At 47.3% G+C, this 18,072-nt stretch carries 16 protein-coding genes; 7 read left to right on the top strand and 9 right to left on the bottom strand.

The genetic code is table 11. From position 1 onward, the window contains the following. Nucleotides 1-2 precede the first annotated feature (2 nt). Complete coding sequence (locus tag BCT27_RS11290) at nucleotides 3-1,601, bottom strand: formate dehydrogenase beta subunit (protein WP_102395852.1); 1,599 nt, start codon at nucleotides 1,599-1,601, stop codon at nucleotides 3-5. After that, the gene (locus BCT27_RS11285; RefSeq protein ID WP_102395851.1) at nucleotides 1,598-2,143 is read right to left on the bottom strand and encodes a formate dehydrogenase subunit gamma; all 546 of its coding nucleotides are present in this window, start codon (nucleotides 2,141-2,143) and stop codon (nucleotides 1,598-1,600) included. Before BCT27_RS11285 ends, BCT27_RS11290 begins: the two co-directional genes overlap by 4 nt. Nucleotides 2,144-2,412: 269 nt before the next feature. Here BCT27_RS11285 and BCT27_RS11280 point away from each other — a divergent pair, with 269 nt between their 5' ends. The 5 genes from BCT27_RS11280 to BCT27_RS11260 all read left to right on the top strand — a co-directional run bounded on the left by BCT27_RS11280 (nucleotide 2,413) and on the right by BCT27_RS11260 (nucleotide 7,762). Further along, nucleotides 2,413-3,504 carry a PfkB family carbohydrate kinase gene (locus BCT27_RS11280; RefSeq protein WP_102395850.1) on the top strand — a complete coding sequence of 364 codons (1,092 nt, stop codon included), beginning with the start codon at nucleotides 2,413-2,415 and terminating at the stop codon, nucleotides 3,502-3,504. Next, nucleotides 3,498-4,412, top strand: a complete 915-nt coding sequence (locus BCT27_RS11275; RefSeq protein WP_102395849.1) for a pseudouridine-5'-phosphate glycosidase — start codon at nucleotides 3,498-3,500, stop codon at nucleotides 4,410-4,412. The genes BCT27_RS11280 and BCT27_RS11275 overlap by 7 nt, the downstream gene beginning before the upstream one ends. 407 nt (nucleotides 4,413-4,819) lie before the next feature. Then, nucleotides 4,820-5,863 carry a choline metabolism transcriptional regulator GbdR gene (gbdR, locus tag BCT27_RS11270; RefSeq protein ID WP_241905188.1) on the top strand — a complete coding sequence of 348 codons (1,044 nt, stop codon included), beginning with the start codon at nucleotides 4,820-4,822 and terminating at the stop codon, nucleotides 5,861-5,863. Nucleotides 5,864-6,546: 683 nt separating this feature from the next. Next, nucleotides 6,547-7,233: an SDR family oxidoreductase gene (locus BCT27_RS11265; protein ID WP_102395848.1), complete on the top strand. Its 687-nt coding sequence runs from the start codon at nucleotides 6,547-6,549 to the stop codon at nucleotides 7,231-7,233. A gap of 73 nt (nucleotides 7,234-7,306) precedes the next feature. After that, on the top strand, nucleotides 7,307-7,762 hold the full coding sequence (locus BCT27_RS11260; protein WP_102395847.1) for a GNAT family N-acetyltransferase: 456 nt from the start codon (nucleotides 7,307-7,309) through the stop codon (nucleotides 7,760-7,762). A gap of 102 nt (nucleotides 7,763-7,864) precedes the next feature. Here the strand turns inward: BCT27_RS11260 and BCT27_RS11255 are convergent, their stop codons facing one another. The 3 genes from BCT27_RS11255 to BCT27_RS11240 all read right to left on the bottom strand — a co-directional run bounded on the left by BCT27_RS11255 (nucleotide 7,865) and on the right by BCT27_RS11240 (nucleotide 11,124). Next, nucleotides 7,865-8,344: an Hsp20 family protein gene (locus tag BCT27_RS11255; RefSeq protein ID WP_198597551.1), complete on the bottom strand. Its 480-nt coding sequence runs from the start codon at nucleotides 8,342-8,344 to the stop codon at nucleotides 7,865-7,867. A gap of 730 nt (nucleotides 8,345-9,074) precedes the next feature. Continuing rightward, nucleotides 9,075-9,839 (bottom strand): AraC family transcriptional regulator, encoded by a 765-nt coding sequence (locus tag BCT27_RS11245; protein WP_102395845.1) that lies wholly within the window; start codon nucleotides 9,837-9,839, stop codon nucleotides 9,075-9,077. A gap of 382 nt (nucleotides 9,840-10,221) precedes the next feature. Continuing rightward, nucleotides 10,222-11,124, bottom strand: a complete 903-nt coding sequence (locus tag BCT27_RS11240; RefSeq protein WP_102391468.1) for an AraC family transcriptional regulator — start codon at nucleotides 11,122-11,124, stop codon at nucleotides 10,222-10,224. A gap of 286 nt (nucleotides 11,125-11,410) precedes the next feature. Here BCT27_RS11240 and BCT27_RS11235 point away from each other — a divergent pair, with 286 nt between their 5' ends. After that, entirely contained in the window at nucleotides 11,411-11,764 is a 354-nt protein-coding gene (locus BCT27_RS11235; protein ID WP_017010053.1) for a DUF6404 family protein, read from the top strand. A gap of 248 nt (nucleotides 11,765-12,012) precedes the next feature. On the opposite strand, the gene BCT27_RS11230 is transcribed toward BCT27_RS11235, so the two are convergent. From BCT27_RS11230 to BCT27_RS11215, 4 genes are all read right to left on the bottom strand, one after another. Next, nucleotides 12,013-12,861 carry an ABC transporter permease gene (locus tag BCT27_RS11230; RefSeq protein WP_017011539.1) on the bottom strand — a complete coding sequence of 283 codons (849 nt, stop codon included), beginning with the start codon at nucleotides 12,859-12,861 and terminating at the stop codon, nucleotides 12,013-12,015. An 8-nt stretch (nucleotides 12,862-12,869) separates the two neighbouring features. Further along, a complete protein-coding gene (locus BCT27_RS11225) occupies nucleotides 12,870-14,126 on the bottom strand; it encodes an ABC transporter permease (protein WP_102391469.1) in 1,257 nt (418 codons plus the stop codon). Nucleotides 14,127-14,198: 72 nt separating this feature from the next. After that, entirely contained in the window at nucleotides 14,199-15,284 is a 1,086-nt protein-coding gene (locus tag BCT27_RS11220) for an extracellular solute-binding protein (protein WP_102391470.1), read from the bottom strand. Nucleotides 15,285-15,491: 207 nt separating this feature from the next. Next, nucleotides 15,492-16,652 (bottom strand): ABC transporter ATP-binding protein, encoded by a 1,161-nt coding sequence (locus tag BCT27_RS11215; protein ID WP_102395844.1) that lies wholly within the window; start codon nucleotides 16,650-16,652, stop codon nucleotides 15,492-15,494. 380 nt (nucleotides 16,653-17,032) lie between these two features. On the opposite strand from BCT27_RS11215, the gene BCT27_RS11210 reads away from it, so the two are divergent. Next, nucleotides 17,033-18,019 (top strand): ABC transporter substrate-binding protein, encoded by a 987-nt coding sequence (locus BCT27_RS11210; RefSeq protein ID WP_102391472.1) that lies wholly within the window; start codon nucleotides 17,033-17,035, stop codon nucleotides 18,017-18,019. Nucleotides 18,020-18,072 lie beyond the last annotated feature (53 nt).

Here is an 18,072-nt window from a genome sequence, read left to right as displayed (position 1 = left end):
AACTATTCGCCGTTGCCCGCAGCGTTGGTATGGTGAATGGCCGCGAGGCCAAAATCTTCAGGAAAATGCAAGAGGGCGCTTTTCACAGGATACGGTGTCATTCCACCCATGGCGCACATAGAACCCAACTCCATGGTGTCACAGAGGTCTTGCAGCAATTCATGTCGCTCAAGCTTTTCATCGCCTGTCGCGTCGACCAATTGGTCAATCACTTCCACACCACGTACAGCACCAATCCGACAAGGCGTGCATTTACCACACGATTCCAGCACGCAGAATTCCATGGCGAATCGCGCCATGTGGCTCATGTCGACCTGATCATCAAACGCCACGATGCCACCATGACCGAGCATCGCGCCTTTAGAAGACAACGCCTCATAATCCATGTCGACATCCCACTGCGAAGCCGGCAAATACGCCCCGAGCGGCCCACCCAATTGCGCAGCTTTTAGCGGGCGGCCTGTTTTGCTGCCGCCACCAAAGTCATACATCAGCTCATTGAGCGATACACCAAACGCCAACTCTACCAAGCCGCCACGTTTAATGTTGCCCGCCAATTGCAACGGCATGGTGCCTCGAGAACGGCCTTGCCCAAAGTTTTCATAGTAGTTTGCGCCTTTCGCCAAAATGGTTGGGACAGACGCTAACGAAATCACGTTGTTGATTACCGTTGGGCGACCAAACAAGCCTTCAATCGCAGGCAGTGGTGGCTTGTTTCGTACTATGCCGCGTTTACCTTCAAGGCTTTCCATCAAGGAGGTTTCTTCGCCACAAATGTACGCGCCTGCGCCCATACGAAGTTCAAGATCGAAATGATGGCCAGAACCGCAAATGTCCTCACCGAGATAGCCCGCTTCATAGGCTTTTTCTATCGCCTTGATAAAAATCTCGCAAGCTTTCGGGTATTCAGAGCGTGTGTAGACATAGCCTTGTGTTGCACCAACGGAAATGGCGCAAATGATCATGCCTTCAATCAAAGTGAGCGGATCGCCTTCCATCAACATTCTGTCTGCGAACGTACCAGAGTCCCCCTCATCCGCATTGCAGATGACGTACTTTTGGCCTTCTTGCTGATCGGCGACGGTTTGCCATTTAATGCCCGTCGGGAAAGCCGCACCGCCACGCCCTCTTAATCCGGATTGTTTCACCGCATCCAGAATTTCTTGTGCATTCATTGCCAAGGCATTCTTGAGCCCTTCAAACCCACCATGACGTTTGTAGTCATTCACATCCAAAGGATCGACAATGCCCACGCGTGAAAAGGTGAGCCGTTGTTGTTTCTTCAACCAAGGAAGCGCTTCGGTTGGACCGAGATAAAGAGCGTGTTCTTGGCCTCCCTTTCCTGAACCTTCGATATCAAAAAAGCGCAATGCCATAAGGGCATCCACGTCGTCTTCCGACACAGGCCCAAAAGCGACACGGCCTTGCGGCGTATCCACTTCCACCATGGGTTCCAGCCAGAACATGCCTCGGGATCCCGTTCGAATCACGGACACTGCTTCACCGCTGTTCACGGCGAGGTGTTCCATTCTGGCTGCCACTTTGTCAGCACCAAGTGAAACCGCTGACGTATCAAGGGGCACATAGATTTTATATGTCATGGTGCTTTCACCTCGATCACTTGTGTTAAACACCCTTCCACCAACGCATCAAAACGCGCTGCATTCATATCGCCATGGATCTCATCTTCGACGCGGATCGATGGAGAATTCATGCAATTTCCCAAGCAATAAACCGGTTCAAGCGTGAAGTTGTTGTCGCGCGTCGTTTGATGAAAATCGATGCCGAGTCGCGAACGAACGTAGGCTTCAAGCGCGAGAGAACCCATGGATTGACAGGACTCTGCTCGACACACCTGAATGACGGTTGCACCAGGCGGCGAATTTCGGAACTCATGATAAAAGCTCATGGTGCCATGAACATCGGCCTCAGATTGGTTCAACGTTCTGGCAATCTGAGGGATGGCGGCAGGCGGAACAAAGCGCAGTGCCTTTTGGATATGATGCAGCACAGGCAACAATGCGCCCGGCGTTGTGCTGAGTAAATTCAATGCTTCATTCACGACCTGACATTGAGATTCAGTTAGCGGAGGGATCGCCAACGACGCACCACATGATGATGTGGGAGGTGTCGTCTTTTCCATTTGCATTCCTTGCGAGTAGACCAATAGTCTAAGTGTAGTGCGATTTACTTCCTCGCCTGTTGGCGAATTGAGACGTTTCATGGTCGAGTTGCGACGTGCAAGAGGACGCAAACAACACCTAATCACTTGCTAATCCAAGCGAAAAAAATGCGCTGTTCACAATCTTATCAATTGTTGTTTGTTTGCAATTGACTATTAACTCAAACACACCAACACTCACACTTGTTTAACAACTGAACATATGTTTATCCTGAGCTGTAGAGGTAACGATGACATCACGTGAAGATGAGATATTGCAGCTGATAAAAGGCGACCCCTTCATCCAGCAGCAAGCCATTGCGGATTTACTCAACATTAGCCGATCAGCTGTCGCTGTTCATATCATGAACATGACGAAGAAAGGGATAATCCAAGGGAAAGGGTATTTCATCGCCAACCAACAATATGTCGTGGTGATTGGTGGCATGAACATGGACATCCTTGGCCAACCTGATCATGCATTCATCGAACGTGATTCAAACCCAGGGAAAGTGAAAGGCTCTGCTGGCGGCGTAGGCAGAAACATCGCCGAAAACCTCGCACGGTTAGGGACAGATGTCAGACTTATATCCGTCGTTGGCGATGATGCCTACGGTGATTTGATCCTGAATCAAACCAAAATGGCGGGAGTGAATATCAACGCCGTCAACCAGATCAGCAACCAAACCACGTCCACCTATTTGTCTTTACTCGACAATCAGGGCGACATGGTGGCTGCAGTGTCTGACATGTCGATCTTAAAGCACTTAAACGTGGGGTTGCTGTCGCAATACGTCGAGCTCATTCGAAACGCCGCGGCTGTCATTGTGGATACCAACCTCTCAGATACCACGCTCGCGTATATCTTTAGCAAATTCTCTGACAAGAACATTTATCTCGACTCAGTCTCATCAGCCAAAGCAAACAAAGCAAAGCCTTATCTGTCTCGAATCCACACGCTGAAACCTAACTTGATCGAGGCACAAGCCATATCAGGCCAGCCGCTTGAATCGGAGTCAGACATTGACAACATCGCGGATTGGTTCATTCAGCACGGCGTACAAAGGCTATTTCTCACCATGGGAGCAGACGGTGTTTTGTACCGTACGCAGAACAATGAAAAATTAGTCCGACCGCTACCGGTTAAGGTCGTTAACGCCAACGGTGCGGGTGATGCATTCTTAGCAGGCATTGTTCATGGCCAACTCGCAGGGCTATCAGACATCGAAGCCTGTCATTTTGCATCGGGCTGCGCGGCCATCGCATTGGAACACACCAACACCATCAACCCCAACATCAATGAATTGTTGGTTCAACAACGCATAGAGGACGTGCCATGTTAAACCCGTATCTCGATATCCATCCTGATATCGAACGCGCGATTGCAGAGGGAAAACCTGTCGTGGCGTTAGAATCCACCATCATTTCTCACGGCATGCCCTACCCACAAAATGTTGAAACCGCGCTACGCGTAGAGCAAAAAGTACGAGATAGCGGCGCGATACCCGCGACCATCGCCATTTTGAAAGGCCGCCTAAAAGTCGGGCTCTCTGAAGAAGAAATCACCTATCTCGGCCAACAGGGTCAAAAGGCAATGAAAACCAGCCGACGTGATATCCCATTCATCGTTGCCACAAAAGGCGATGGCGCCACAACGGTTGCTTCAACGATGATATTGGCGGACATGGCGGGAATTCGTGTGTTTGCCACAGGCGGCATAGGCGGCGTGCATCGCGGTGCGGAAAACAGTTTAGATATTTCAGCGGATTTGGAAGAACTTGCTCAAACCAAAGTGGCTGTAGTCTGTGCAGGTATCAAATCCATTCTAGATCTTGGTTTAACCTTGGAATACCTCGAAACCAAGGGTGTGCCCGTGGTGGGATACCAAACCAACACGTTACCTGCATTTTACAGCAGAGAGAGCGCATTTAACGTTGATTACCGCCTCGATGCGCCGCAGCAAATCGCCGATGCATTAAAAGCGAAATGGGCGATGTCTTTAGAAGGCGGTGCCATCATTGCCAATCCGATTCCAACGGAACATGCCATGGCAAATGAAGACATTGACCATGTCATTCAAAGTGCCATTGAGGAAATGGATGCCCAAGGCATCAAAGGCAAAGCCTCTACCCCTTTTCTGCTCGCCAAAGTCGCTGAAAAAACACAGGGCGAAAGTTTAAAGGCCAATATCGCCTTAGTTTTAAACAACGCGGCGCTCGCGTCGAAGATTGCCGTTGCTTATTGCGACTAGTTCCCTCTATCCAGGTGCGGCATGCGTTTAACTTTCAGTGCCGCACCTTTTTTACACCCAACTCTTCTATGTTGATTCGCCAGCATTTTCTAGCACGTCAAAAAAACAAAGATAACATCGATTTTTTCTTTACAGCACTAAACATTGTTAACGACATGTAACAACAAGACACCCAGAATAGATTGCTTCATTTATGATACGACCGCGTTCTAAACGCTATTTATAAGTCTTTTTCACGTCTATTTCCTTTTAACTGTCAACGCGACATTTACTTTTTTTTAACATTGGTATATGCAGAGAAGAGATGCCGTTTTTCTGTCGAATGCGATTCTCTACGTGTTGTAATCATTTCAACCTTGATATCAATAAAATAATTGAGCAGTGCAAAGAGATAGAAGGGATTTACGATGGGATCAGTATCATCACTCCGCCAACCAGTGAGAATAGGATTTTTCCTCTGCCAACGCTTCACCATGATTGCAATGGCGTCAGCAATCGAAGTGTTACGAATGGCGAACCAACTTTCTGGGGAAACCCTCTACCGTTGGTACACGTTCAGCGAAGACGGAGAGCCTGTATCAGCCAGCGATTCACTCGCCATTAATGTCGACGACAAGATCCCAAACAGTATGGACCTTGATGTTGTGATCATATGCGGCGGGATTGATGTCCACGAAAACTGCTCCCCCAAGTTGCTCAGTTGGATTGCTCAACAAGACAGAAAACATCTTAAAATTGGTGCCATCTGTACGGGCAGTTATGTCCTTGCAAAAGCAGGCGTTATGCATGACAAAGCCTGTTCTGTGCATTGGGAGAACCTAGCAGGACTGCAAGAAGCCTTCCCTACCGTTCGCATCAGCAACAAGCTTTTCACGATCAGTGACACGCGCATGACTAGCGCGGGTGGCACAGCGCCAATGGACATGATGCTTACCATGGTCACTCGCGAGCATGGTAACAAGCTGAGCGCTGCCATCTCTGAAATGTTTGTGTGCGAGCGCGTGCGAAACACGGAAGATGTGCAGAAAGTCCCGCTGCGGAATTTGATTGGCACAGCACAACCCAAGCTACTTGAAACGGTTTCCCTGATGGAAGCTAACCTCGAAGAGCCTTTCTGCATTGATGAACTTGCAGGACTTGTCGAGCTGTCTCGTCGGCAGCTTGAGCGCCTCTTCCAACGCCATCTTCAATGCTCACCTTCTCGCTATTATTTGCATTTGAGGCTAAGCCGCGCAAGGCAATTGCTCACGCAGACCAACCTGTCCGTCATCGAAATTTCGATTGCGTGTGGGTTTGTATCTACGCCACACTTTAGCAAGTGCTACCGTGATTACTTTGGTATTCCGCCAAGAGAAGAACGTTTGGGGTTGAGCCAAAAAACCGCGCAACAACAAACCAAGAATAAGCTCTTTGTTGCGGACGAAGAAAACAAAGAGCAGATCGCGATTTAATCAGGCAACCCTTTCTTTGCTTGAATAAATGGCTCAGTAAATACGTAAACGCCCTCGAAACCCAACGAGGGCGTTTTTCGTTCGTTTCTGTTTCTATCGCCGTTTATTGGTCGGCGCTGTCCAATGTTCACCGCCAATGTTGCCATGTGATGTTCTGTTTTCTCTCATATACCATCGAACGCCGTAACTTGTTACCTGTTACTAGTCACCCGTCACCCGTCACCCGTCACCCGTCACCCGTCACCCGTCACCCACAAGGGCTGTATACTTTTTAACCACCGCGTTTTCTTCAAGTCTCTTCGCCTCTTTCTTGCCAATAAAGTTGGATGTAAATTCACCCAGTTTTGATGTAAGTAGGCGTCAAATGTGCGAGCAATATCGAGCATTTTCGGCCTCCAAATATGGCGAATCATGTTTTAGGCAATTGTGCTAAAGCCGCCTGACAAAAGCACTCAACGACTTTATTCAAGATGACATTTGTATTAATCCAATGTTACCCAAAGGGTTATCCACCGTTTCTGTGGGTAACTTCTTAAAGTCATCGTAATGCATTGAATTTATAAGGGGAAAACACGTGTAAGCGTTGCCAACAAGCGTCTTAAATGTGAAAGTTACTGACATCAAATGATCACCTAGCCGTAACATGATGTGCCCATTTATAGAGACACAAATGCGAGGGAAATATGCAAACATTATTCATCACTGGCGGTAACAGGGGTATTGGCTTACAACTCGTGAAGCAAAGCCTGAAAAACAAAGATGTCGTACTTGCCACTTATCGCGGTGATACGCCTCCTGAACTTCCACTTACCCACGACGAGAAAAACAGACTCACATGGTTACAACTTGATGTTACCAACGCGACTGATCTCGCCCGTCTGCCAGAAGTGTTAGCGAATCAGCCCATAGACATCCTCATTAACAACGCGGGTGTCATCGGTCCTGATAGACAGTCTTACAACGACATGGACACACAAGGCTGGTTACACACATTCGAAGTGAATACCATTGCTCCACTGATGGTGACAAACGCCCTCTTAAAGAATCTATCCCTAAGTTCATCACCACGCGTTGTGACGGTTTCCAGCCAAATGGGGGCGCTGCATAGAGAATCTACAGGCATGATTGCTTACAGAAGCTCTAAGGCTGCCATCAACAAAGTCATGCAGGTATTATCGCTAGAACTGAAGGCACAGAAGATTGTTGTTTGCCCTGTTCATCCTGGTTGGGTACAAACGGACATGGGAGGCAGTGAGGCGGACATTACTGCAGAACAGAGCGCATCGGGTATTCTCTTACTGGCTCACCGTTTAACCATGGAAGACAGCGGTAAGTTCTTTACGTGGGAAGGCAAAAAGCACGTCTGGTGAGTAACTTCTCGCCGTTTTAAGACAACAAGGCGCATCGTTTAGGGCATGAAAACGCAAAAGAAAGGAGGCATGAATGAAAGCTAACAGTGATGTTGAATTTGTTACGCTCAATCGCGACGAACCATTTTATCAAGATGCGCTGGATTTGAGGTTCACTTTGTTCTTCGAGCCCGTCAATCTTTCGAGGGACGTGCTTTTTGATGACGCTGAAGCGAGCAGTAATCACCTCGCGCTCACGCGAGAAGGCACGCTGGTGGCCTATTTACGGCTGACTGAAACATCGGAAAACCACTATCAATTGTCGCAAATGGTCGTAACGCCAAAAGATCAAGGAAAAGGGTTAGGACATCGACTTGTCACCGAAGCCATTCAATACTTACGAGCACGGTCAGCCACGGATGTCACACTGAGTGCAAGGCTGCATGCTATTCGTCTTTATCGTTCTGTTGGGTTTATTGTCTCAGGCGACACCTATTTATCGAAAAGAACAGGCGTTGAGCATATAAACATGCACCTAAAACTAACATAGCCTTAAAATAAAAAACGCAACAAAGGGCCATTAATTAAAATGGCCCTACTATTATTTAACCCAAAACTAAATGTAATCTATCGTTCAAGATGAACAGAAGAATCACACGAGTTCAGCGTTCTTTTCTTCAATGGATTGCTCAAATTTAGGCGCAACACGCGACTGTCCATTAATTGCAATGCTTCTTGGTTTCATTGCTTCTGGAATACGCTTTAGAAGCTTAATGGTCAATAAACCATTTTCTAAATCAGCACCTGTGATTTCGATATAATCAGCGAGGTTGAACTTTCGCTCAAACGTACGGTTAGCAATACCTTGGTAGAGGTAATGCTTGTCTTCGGTTTTTGCTTTCTCACCACGAATGGTCAGTACGCCACGTTCAACATTGATGTCTAGCTCATCTTGCGTAAACCCAGCAACAGCAAGGGTAATGGCATAGTTATTCTCTTCAAGAGACTCGATGTTGTACGGAGGGTAACCGCCTGCAGCACTTTCTGCACGGAATGCGTTATCCAACAAAGATGCAAAGCGATCAAAGCCGACGCTATTACGGTACAGTGGGGTTAAATCGATAGTTTTCATCATAATATCCTCCAAATGAAGCGATATGGTTAATAGAATTTTCATATAAAGGCCGCACGAATATCGCCACAACCTTACATCACTCTATTTGGTGTCCACCCCATTCACTTTCAAGGCTAAATTGGAAAATATTTTTAATTAACCTCTAAGATTAAGAAATACAAGGCGTTATTTTTCACATTTGAAAATTAAAGAAACATTAATTTTAAACATAAATAAAATCTATAATCTTAAAGATATGGTGGCAGGAAAGACTGTTTTCAAGGCTAGATCTATAAATATTTTAAATTTCAATATAACAGCAAAGAAATCCAACAATTAATTAACGAATCAATCATGGTGATTCGTAGGTTATTGCGCCTTTTGAAGACGATGAACACATGCATTCAAACATAACTTTTGGACTGCTTGCTTAGATTCGACATCAAGACAACTAAACTCTGCAGCACACAATTGCCCATTGAGAAACAGCCTCTCCAAGCTATCAACTGATATCTCTATCTGTACCGTTCGCCTTTTCGGCGTTATCTCTGCTGGAGGATGAGTAACGATATTTCCATGAACCATGATGACGCTCCAATCTCTGCCTTGCCACTAAGATTAGATGAGAATAACTCTCATTACAATAATTCAACATCAAACTGACGGTAAAATTACAGTGTAAATTTTGAGCGTTCATCTCTGGTGTTAAGGCATTTTGGAGAAGGTTCAGCACAACGGATAGAGAATGTTAAACATATCTCCCGGGTGTGCTTCCAGTCATCTTACGAAAAAAACTGATAAAGGCGCTGTCGCTGGAGAAATGCAGCCCACTTGCAACGTCTGATACGCTGTAACCCTGTGAGAGACGCTCAACAGACGTCTGCAAACGCCATTGCTGCCGCCATGATTGATAGGGCATGCCCGTTTCCCGCGTGAAAATCCGGCTGATGGTTTTGGCGCTCGCGCCAATATCCTGTGCCATTTCATTTAATGGCGCAGGCAAATACTCACCGTCTAACACGCCCTGTAACCATCGCACGATGCGTCGATCCGTGGGCAATATCAACGAGAACTGTTCTTCCTTTGCGGATTTGAGCTCCTCACAGAACAGTGAAAACGCAGGCTTTTGTGCCTGCATTGGCATCTCCCAATCCCAATACGCCATGCGCTCAATCAACTCCCTCATCAACCCATTAACCGAGATGATCTTTATCTCTGATGGCAACATGGGTGCGACGTCACGGTGGAAATAGAGAGAACGATAGGCTTCTACGTTTAACATTTCAGTACAATGATCAATGCCCGCAGGGATCCATGCCGCACGGGTTGGTGGCAATACACACCAAGCACCATTCAGCATAATGCTCATGCAACCAGATGATGCGAACAGCAGTTGCGGTTTGGCATGATGATGCATACACACATCATGTATGCCCACGTTAGCCGCAACACCAATCACCAAGTTGTTCAAATGATCAGCATTGAACGAAGTCGTTTCAGAAATATCAGCCATAGTGCCTTTTAGCCATAGCTCCTTTTAACCATGGCTCCTTTGAGTAATAGCTCCGTTGAGCAGTAGTTACATTAAGAAACCGTTCCGCAGAGTAACAATCCCGTAGACAAAACCGTGCCTTAGGGGCTTACGCTGAAATCACCTTTAAGTGAGATAGCGTTTACATCGATACGTCGAATAGAAATCTATACGGCGCTATCACGTCTATCGGATTACTTTATGGGTATAGGGTATTTCTGGAGTGCTTAAGGTCTGTTGAGGTTGAGGTTGAGGTTGAGGTTGAGGTTGAGGTTGAAGAGTGTCAAAGGGAATATAGAAGGCACAACAGCAGCACTGAGACAGAACTGCTGTTATAAAGAAATGAAATAGCCATAGAGCCAGATTAGGCCTTGATCGGCGTACAAAAACTCACATCAGCAATGTGATGTTCTTGGTCGTAAGTGTGGTACCACTCAAAGCAAGGGCGATTATCAGGCTCAAGACCAGAATTAATCATGTCTGTCATGATGTCATCCCACGCCCCAGAATACTGCGAAAAATCGGTGATGGTTTTGCGCATCACACCGTAATTCCCCCCTGGAAAGTCTTGCAGTTCGATGTCCCCTTGCACAGTCGTGTCTTCTGGCACCATCAAACAAATGTCGGTCCGGCATTTCTCAGCTGGCGTAATTTCGGGGTTATCGTGGTAAATAAAGAGACAAGTGGCCTCAGCAAGTCCTTTCGGCCCAGCCCATTGATAGAGCTTACCTGCCGCTGGCTCATAGCCTTCACCATAAGGGCCTGTGACACGTACATACGCCAATTTGGCTGGCTCAAAATGTTGCGTTTCCATAAATTCACTCCTCGTTGATGTCGTTGAGTCAATATATAATTCTGTGTCTCGATCTGCGTTTCCAATCTTGCGCAACGTGTGTCCAATCTTGCTGCTTCGAGAAAGCTGACCAAACATTTGCCAGTCTTCACAGTCTCTGAACGCTGAAGGTGTAACACCAAAGTGCTGTTTAAAGGCTTTAGCAAGGCTCTGTGACGATGAGAACCCATAATCAAGCGCAACGTTCAGCACCGGAGGCTTGGCCTTGAACAACTCTTCGGCCGCCGCTTCTAGCCGTAGACGACGGATAAAGTCGGCCAGGGTTTCTTGCTGCACCGCTTTGAACATTCGATGAAAATGGTAGGGAGATAGGTTGGCAAGCGCAGCCACTTCAATCAGATTGAGCGGTTCGTTGAAATTTGCCTCCAAAAACCGAATCACAGGCAATAGGCGCTTCTTATAATCCACTTTCATGGCTGAATGATGCTCCAAAGATGCGTAACGTAACTCGAGACTATCGAACTCATTCCAATAAGTCTTCTCTATGGTAAGTGAAATGGTACATAGACCGAGATAAGGCCAAGCCTTGCTGCATGCTTAAAAATCACCCAAAAATCCATAATAACTTCTATGTTTGTCTCACGAATCGCCCATCTTGGATTGGCGAGTGAGAGCAAGCTCACCGAACGCTAAACTGCCCCTACCCTACGAATTTCAATGCGTTAAAGTGCATGCAATCTATTGAATACAGTTAGTCAGAATGAAATTCGAACAACAATTAGACCACGCACACCAAGTACTGCTCGAAAAGGGCTTTCTTCCTTCTTCTATCAGCCCAATCATCTACCGTTTAGCGCGTCGCGTTGGCATTAAGGTTCCGCCACCGCAATTTTGCGCGTTTGCCGTTAACGTGCTGTTCGGGATTGCATGGTTTGGCACCATTTGGGGTGTGATCATGTGGTTTATGCAGTGGCGCAGCTTAGGTGTCTCTGTGTTTTACGCATTCAACGCATCATTGTTTACGGGCGTTGTCTTTGGCCTATTGATGGCGAGCTGGTACAAGTTTTCTGCGAAGCGCAAAGGTGTACCGAGCTGGAAAGAGGTAATGCGTTAACGAGATACGAGATACGAGATACGAGATTATCTAAAGCGAGAAGCGAGAAGCGAGAAGCGAGAAGCGAGAAAATAATCTGCGATTTGTGCTTGGTTTGCCAATGACCTTATTTGGGGGAATGGGTCGTTGGCAAGCCAGCCTTTCTAAGAAAAACCATCAAACGAAGGTCTACTGACAAACATCAATAAGCCGCCGCCAAAAACCTACACCGGTTTCACACCTATTTTTCAACAACTGCGCGCCACAGACTACTCTTCAATGCCACGCAAACGTGCACTTCGACGGCGTAAAAACTCTAACGTTGTCAGCAATGCAATCGATAAGACCACCAGCAAGGTTGCTGCAGCCAAGATCGTTGGGCTGATTTCTTCACGGATCCCCGACCACATCTGAATCGGCAACGTTGTTTGCTCAGGCCCTGCAATAAATAACACCACGACCACTTCATCGAACGACGTAATAAACGCGAACAACGCACCAGAAATCACTCCGGGCGTTACCAGCGGCAGGACAACTTTAAAGAAAGTGTAAACCGGGTTTGCCCCCAAGCTCGCCGCAGCGCGGGTAAGTGAATGGTCAAAGCCGCTCAAGGTTGCCGTCACCGTGATAACCACAAACGGAATACCTAATGCTGTGTGTGCAAGCACGACGCCAATGTACGTATGTGTCATTTGGAATCGGGAGAAGAAGAAGAACATTGCTGCCGCTGAGATGATCAACGGCACAATCATTGGCGAGATAAGAATCGCCATGATGGCATCTTTGTATGGCATGTAACGGCTTGATAAACCAAGCGCGGCGGTGGTTCCGAGCACTGTCGCAAGGATCGTCGATGCTATCGCCACAATCAGGCTGTTCTTAATGGCGGTCTGCCAAGATTCGGAGCTAAAGAAGTCGTCATACCAACGCAGAGAAAAGCCTTCGGGACTAAAGCTCAACATTTCAGGTGTGAACGTAAAATAGGGTTCAGCATTAAAACTTAGCGGGATAATGACCAACAAAGGGCCAATAAGGAATAAGAATATACCGGCACAAATGATACGAAACGCAACATACCAAACCTTTTCACTCGTGGTGGCGCACTCTGGAATAGCCATGTTATCTCCTACCCTAATTTCACGTTATCGACGCCAATCAGGCGGTTATAAAGCCAATACAATCCGATAACGATGATCAGAAGAATCGACGCAATGGCGGCTGCCAAGCCCCAGTTCAGCGAGGTTTGCATGTGGTACGCAATAAAGTTAGTGATAAAGGTACCGGTTTGTCCGCCCACCAATGCGGGGGTGATGTAGTAACCAATCGCGAGAATAAACACCAAAATCGAGCCAGCACCAATACCGGGCAATGTTTGAGGGAAGTAAACACGCCTAAACGCGGTAAACGGTGTCGCGCCCATAGAACGCGCTGCACGCACGTAACTTGGAGAGATGGTTTTCATGACGGAATAGAGTGGCAATATCATGAACGGCAGCAATATGTGTGTCATCGCAATCAAGGTGCCGGTCTGGTTATAGATCATCTGTATCCGGTCTTCATCCGACAGAATGCCAGCCCCCACCATGAGGTCATTCAACACGCCTTGCTGTTGAAGAATCGCAATCCATGTTGCAGTACGCACAAGTAATGACGTCCAGAACGGTAACAGCACCAAAATCATCAGCAAATTCGCCTGACGAAGTGGCAGGTTTGCCAACAAATAGGCTATCGGGTATCCCAACAACAAACACAAGGAAGTGATCGCGATACTCATGTAAATCGTTCGGAAGAAGAGAGAATTATAGATTTGGAGATGTTCGGGCTGTGCCACGATGTCGCCATTGTCAGCGTATTTGTGGTCAACCGCGTTAAGATAATAAGAGAACGTATAAGGACTAGACTCACGCTGAATAAGTTTCCACACTCCGACATCTGCCCAGCGTTTATCTGCCTTCAACAACTGTTCTTTGTATGCCCCTTCTTTAAAGCGTTTGGATTTACGCGCTGATTTCATGATCAGCGAGCGCATGCCCGATTTTTCGTAGTTTAGTCGTGACGCGACTTTACCAATGGTTCGCGCTTCTGCACCTGCTTTTAGATCCACAGCCAATGCAGCAAACACACTTTCATCTGGCAGTTCGTCGTCATTCCATTCTTGCAGCGCAACAGTCGTGCTGGGAAGGTAAGTGAGTACTTCGGGGTTTTCGACACTGCGTTTTAGCATATCGACAATGGGTAAAACGAACGCCACCAGCAGGAATATCAGTAGCGGAGCCACCAATAAAAACGCTTTGATTTTGTTGCGTCGAATTGATCGTTCTTGACTGACGCGAAGTGAAACGCCATCTGCTGTCGTCAATTCTTGTGTTTTACTTCCCTGCACGTGCTCTCTCCAACCGCTTGCTCACAAAAAGTCGGCGGATAACCGTACGTCATCCGCCGACTTTTTGTTACGTTACTGTACTAACCACGCGTTAAAGCGTTGTGCCAGTTCATCACCATTGTCAGCCCAGAACTCATCATCTTTCGGAATTGCAGTGCTGAAGTTAGGACCAAAGGTTGGCATATGCGGTTTCATGTCGATACCCGTATCCGCATGCGTTGTCACCATCGCCGCGGAAGAGTTTCTTGCTGGGCCATACGAGATGTATTTCGCTTGGTCAGCTAAACGCTGAGAGTCTGTCGCAAAGCGCAGGTAATCTTTCACTTTGTCTAGCTTACCTTTTGGCACAACCCAACCGTCTAGCTCAAACACTTGGCCGTCCCAAATGATGTCAAACGGCTGCTTCTCATTCACCGCCGCGTTAAAGATTCGGCCGTTGTACGCAGAAGCAAAGGCCACTTCTTTGTCAGCAAGAAGTTGTGGTGGCTGCGCGCCCTCTTCCCACCAAATCACAGAATCTTTGATGGTATCGAGTTTCTTGAAGGCACGTTGAACACCTTCTTCGGTGCTTAACACGTCGTAAACCTCACCCGCTGGTACACCATCCGCGATCAAAGCCCACTCAAGGTTGTTGATCGGTTTTTTCTGAAGTGAACGCTTGCCGGGGAAAGCCTTCAGGTCAAACACATCGTTGATAGAGTTTGGCTGCTTGCCTTTAAACATTTCGGTGTTGAACGCAACGATGTTCGAGTAAACAATGGAAGGAACAAAACACTCCCCCAAAGAGCCCGCAAGGAAGTCTTTTGTCGCTGGCGTGCCATCTGGCGAAGCAGCAAGCAATACATCGTGATCAAGAGGCTCAGCCAAGCCTTCATCACACGCGACAATGGCATCAGAAGGCAGAATGTCTACCAAATCCCAGCTAACATTGCCCGCTTCAACTTGCGCGCGCAGGCCTGAAAGACCGTTCTGAGATTTATCGATATTGATGACTTTCTGACCCGTCTTAGCCGTCCAAGGTTCATGATATGCCTTCGTTTGGCTGGCAGTATACGCACCACCCCAAGACACAACATTTAACGACTCTTCTGCAAAAGACGCGGATGCAACACCCGTTAGTCCTGTCAGGATTGCAACTTGCAACGCGAGTTTTTTCATTGTTTTCTTCCTCAAGTCTATCGCTTGTTAACATCTAGACAGGTGTAGGAATCCACTTTTGCATGGCATCAATAGTCCTCTTTCATGCCATGCAAAAAACTGCGTTCCTAAGTGCCCGTCTTTCAGTCCTCGTTTTCCATGTGTTGTACGTTTTTACGTCACGTTCAAACTGGGCATACACGCCAATTTAAACAGGATGAGGTGATGCTATGAGGCATCCAATGCGCGACAATCTTCTTCAGCCCAACCGACGCGGATCATTTCTCCGCGGCGCAAGTTTGGGTGACCGTCAGCATTGGGGGTTTTGATAATAAATTCGTTGTTTTCGCAAACATTCACGCGAGTGCGCAAATGATCGCCGAGGTAAATCACTTCCTCGACTTTCGCATCAAACACATTCGCCATTGCGCCATCTTCAGGGTTAATGACGATACGTTCAGGGCGAAGTGACAAGGTTGACTGCGACCCCATGCTGTCCACCGCCACGGGTTTCGCCGTAATGATGTCGCCATTCGGTACTTTTACGCGGCACTGCGAATCGCTTAACTCGATGACATCGCCTTTCAAACGATTGTTCTCACCAATAAATTGCGCCACGAACGCATTCACGGGTCGCTCGTATAATTCTTCTGGTGTCGCTAGTTGCTGGACGACACCGTCATTAAATACAGCAATACGATCAGACATGGTCAGTGCTTCGGATTGATCATGCGTGACATAAATCATGGTGACACCCAGATCTTGCTGAATGTGTTTAATTTCGTACTGCATCTCTTCACGCAAGTTTTTATCCAGCGCACCGAGTGGTTCGTCCATCAATACCAATTCTGGTTCAAACACCAAAGCGCGAGCCACGGCAACGCGTTGTTGCTGACCACCCGAAAGGTGGGCCGGACGGCGATGCCCAAACTCAGAAAGACGTACCATGTCTAAGGCACGTTTCACTTTTTTTTCGGTGTCAGATTTAGAAAGGTTGCGAACTTGCAAAGGAAAGGCGAGATTTTCTTCCACCGTCATATGAGGAAACAACGCGTAGTTTTGGAATACCAATCCAATGCCACGTTTGTGAGGAGGCAACGTCTTAATCGGTTGGTTGTTCAGGTAGATCTCACCATGGGTAGGTTGTTCGAAACCCGCCATCATCATAAGAACAGTCGATTTCCCCGAACCAGATGGGCCGAGAAGCGTGATGAATTCACCCTGTTGAATATCAAGATCGAACCCTTTGACGACCAAACTTCTCCCGTCATAACTCTTTTGAACATTGTCGAAACGCACAAAAGGAGAACCACTGTCGCTTGTCTGTTCCTGAATGATTTCGCGGATGTTTCCTTGTCCGTTCCCAGCATCTTGCATGGTGAATGCCATCCTTTACACTTTTAACCAACTTAGAGCGTATAACATGGCATTAACATTGATCAAAGAGCATGCACCCCCAATGAGAGACTGATCAATTCATCCTGCTCCCAGTTATGAAACACTCATTTTTAACTTTGAATTAGCAAAATCTAACAAACGTCACGATTACCGTTAAATTCACACGCTTCATTCATACACTTTGTTATCGTCTTTCACTGAAGGCATTACGCTGAAAACTATACTCAAACGACCTGAAGATGCTTGAGTTCAGAGGCGCTCACAACACCCGTAAAACGCCCTGAGTTCTGCACCTTGATGTTGCTTTGGCATAAGGTTTACCACACAAAAAATAACAAAGACGAACATCGTCGACTGCCGGAGATTTTCACATGCAAAAACGCTATCTTCCGCTTGCGCTGCTAGCTCTCTCTCCTTTCGCATCTGCAGATGAATGTGGCAACGTCACCATCGCGGACATGAACTGGAATTCGGCCACACTCATGGCAAACGTAGATAAATTTATTCTAGAGAATGGCTACGGCTGTGACGCTGAACTTGTGCCGGGAGATACCATGCCAACGGGCATCTCCATGACGGAAAAAGGCGAACCAGATATTGCCCCTGAATTCTGGAGCAACTCACACAAGGAAATGCTTGAAAAAGGCGTGAGCGAGAAAAAACTCCGCTTTGCCGGTAAAGCATTTGCTGAAGGCGGCGAAGAAGGGTTTTGGATACCAAAATACATGGTCGAGAAACATCCCGAACTTGCCACGATTGAGGGTGTGAAGGCGAATGCCAAGCTCTTCCCTCACCCAGAAGATGACAGTAAATCAGGCTTCATGACCTGTCCGTCAGGCTGGACGTGCCAAATCACCGCTGGCCATCTATTTAATGCACTCAATCTTGAAGACGCCGGTTTTGAAATGGTAGACCCAGGTTCAGGCGCTGCGCTGGCAGGTTCAATCGCCCGTGCGTATGACCGCGAGAAACCCTGGTTTGGTTATTACTGGTCTCCAACGCCCGTGCTTGGTCGCTACGACATGGTAAAAGTCGACTTCGGTGTAGAAGCCGATCCCGTGCATTACGAAGAATGCATTACACAAGAAGACTGTGAGTCGCCAAACGTGACGGCTTACCCACCGTCTGCCGTAAACACCATCACAACGGAGTCTTTCGCAACGGAATCCCCTGAGGCTTACGCATACATCGCCAATCGTGCGTACCCGAATGCTGACATGAGCGCGATGATGGCATGGATGGAAGAAAACCAAGCAGATGGTGAAATCGCGGCGCTGGAATTCCTTGAATCCTACCCGCAGCTATGGAGCCAATGGGTGCCAGCTGACGTTGCAGCTAAAGTGAAAGACGCATTGTAGGTACATCATCTCGACAAATGTTCACCGTCATTTATCGACACTGTTTTCGATAT

It is taken from the genome of Enterovibrio norvegicus (assembly GCF_002876705.1).
In the GTDB taxonomy this organism is placed as follows: domain Bacteria; phylum Pseudomonadota; class Gammaproteobacteria; order Enterobacterales; family Vibrionaceae; genus Enterovibrio; species Enterovibrio norvegicus_B.
This window is presented reverse-complemented; position numbering and strand designations above follow the sequence as displayed.

Bases quoted from the DNA above. Each gene is read 5' to 3' on its own strand.
- BCT27_RS11210 (WP_102391472.1), top strand. From the start codon at position 17,033: ATGCAAAAACGCTATCTTCCGCTTGCGCTGCTAGCTCTCTCTCCTTTC.
- BCT27_RS11265 (WP_102395848.1), top strand. From the start codon at position 6,547: ATGCAAACATTATTCATCACTGGCGGTAACAGGGGTATTGGCTTACAA.
- BCT27_RS11230 (WP_017011539.1), bottom strand. From the start codon at position 12,861: ATGGCTATTCCAGAGTGCGCCACCACGAGTGAAAAGGTTTGGTATGTT.
- BCT27_RS11215 (WP_102395844.1), bottom strand. From the start codon at position 16,652: ATGGCATTCACCATGCAAGATGCTGGGAACGGACAAGGAAACATCCGC.
- BCT27_RS11260 (WP_102395847.1), top strand. From the start codon at position 7,307: ATGAAAGCTAACAGTGATGTTGAATTTGTTACGCTCAATCGCGACGAA.
- BCT27_RS11235 (WP_017010053.1), top strand. From the start codon at position 11,411: ATGAAATTCGAACAACAATTAGACCACGCACACCAAGTACTGCTCGAA.
- BCT27_RS11285 (WP_102395851.1), bottom strand. From the start codon at position 2,143: ATGGAAAAGACGACACCTCCCACATCATCATGTGGTGCGTCGTTGGCG.
- BCT27_RS11245 (WP_102395845.1), bottom strand. From the start codon at position 9,839: ATGGCTGATATTTCTGAAACGACTTCGTTCAATGCTGATCATTTGAAC.
- BCT27_RS11290 (WP_102395852.1), bottom strand. From the start codon at position 1,601: ATGACATATAAAATCTATGTGCCCCTTGATACGTCAGCGGTTTCACTT.
- BCT27_RS11280 (WP_102395850.1), top strand. From the start codon at position 2,413: ATGACATCACGTGAAGATGAGATATTGCAGCTGATAAAAGGCGACCCC.
- BCT27_RS11255 (WP_198597551.1), bottom strand. From the start codon at position 8,344: ATGAAAACTATCGATTTAACCCCACTGTACCGTAATAGCGTCGGCTTT.
- BCT27_RS11220 (WP_102391470.1), bottom strand. From the start codon at position 15,284: ATGAAAAAACTCGCGTTGCAAGTTGCAATCCTGACAGGACTAACGGGT.
- gbdR (WP_241905188.1), top strand. From the start codon at position 4,820: ATGGGATCAGTATCATCACTCCGCCAACCAGTGAGAATAGGATTTTTC.
- BCT27_RS11275 (WP_102395849.1), top strand. From the start codon at position 3,498: ATGTTAAACCCGTATCTCGATATCCATCCTGATATCGAACGCGCGATT.
- BCT27_RS11240 (WP_102391468.1), bottom strand. From the start codon at position 11,124: ATGAAAGTGGATTATAAGAAGCGCCTATTGCCTGTGATTCGGTTTTTG.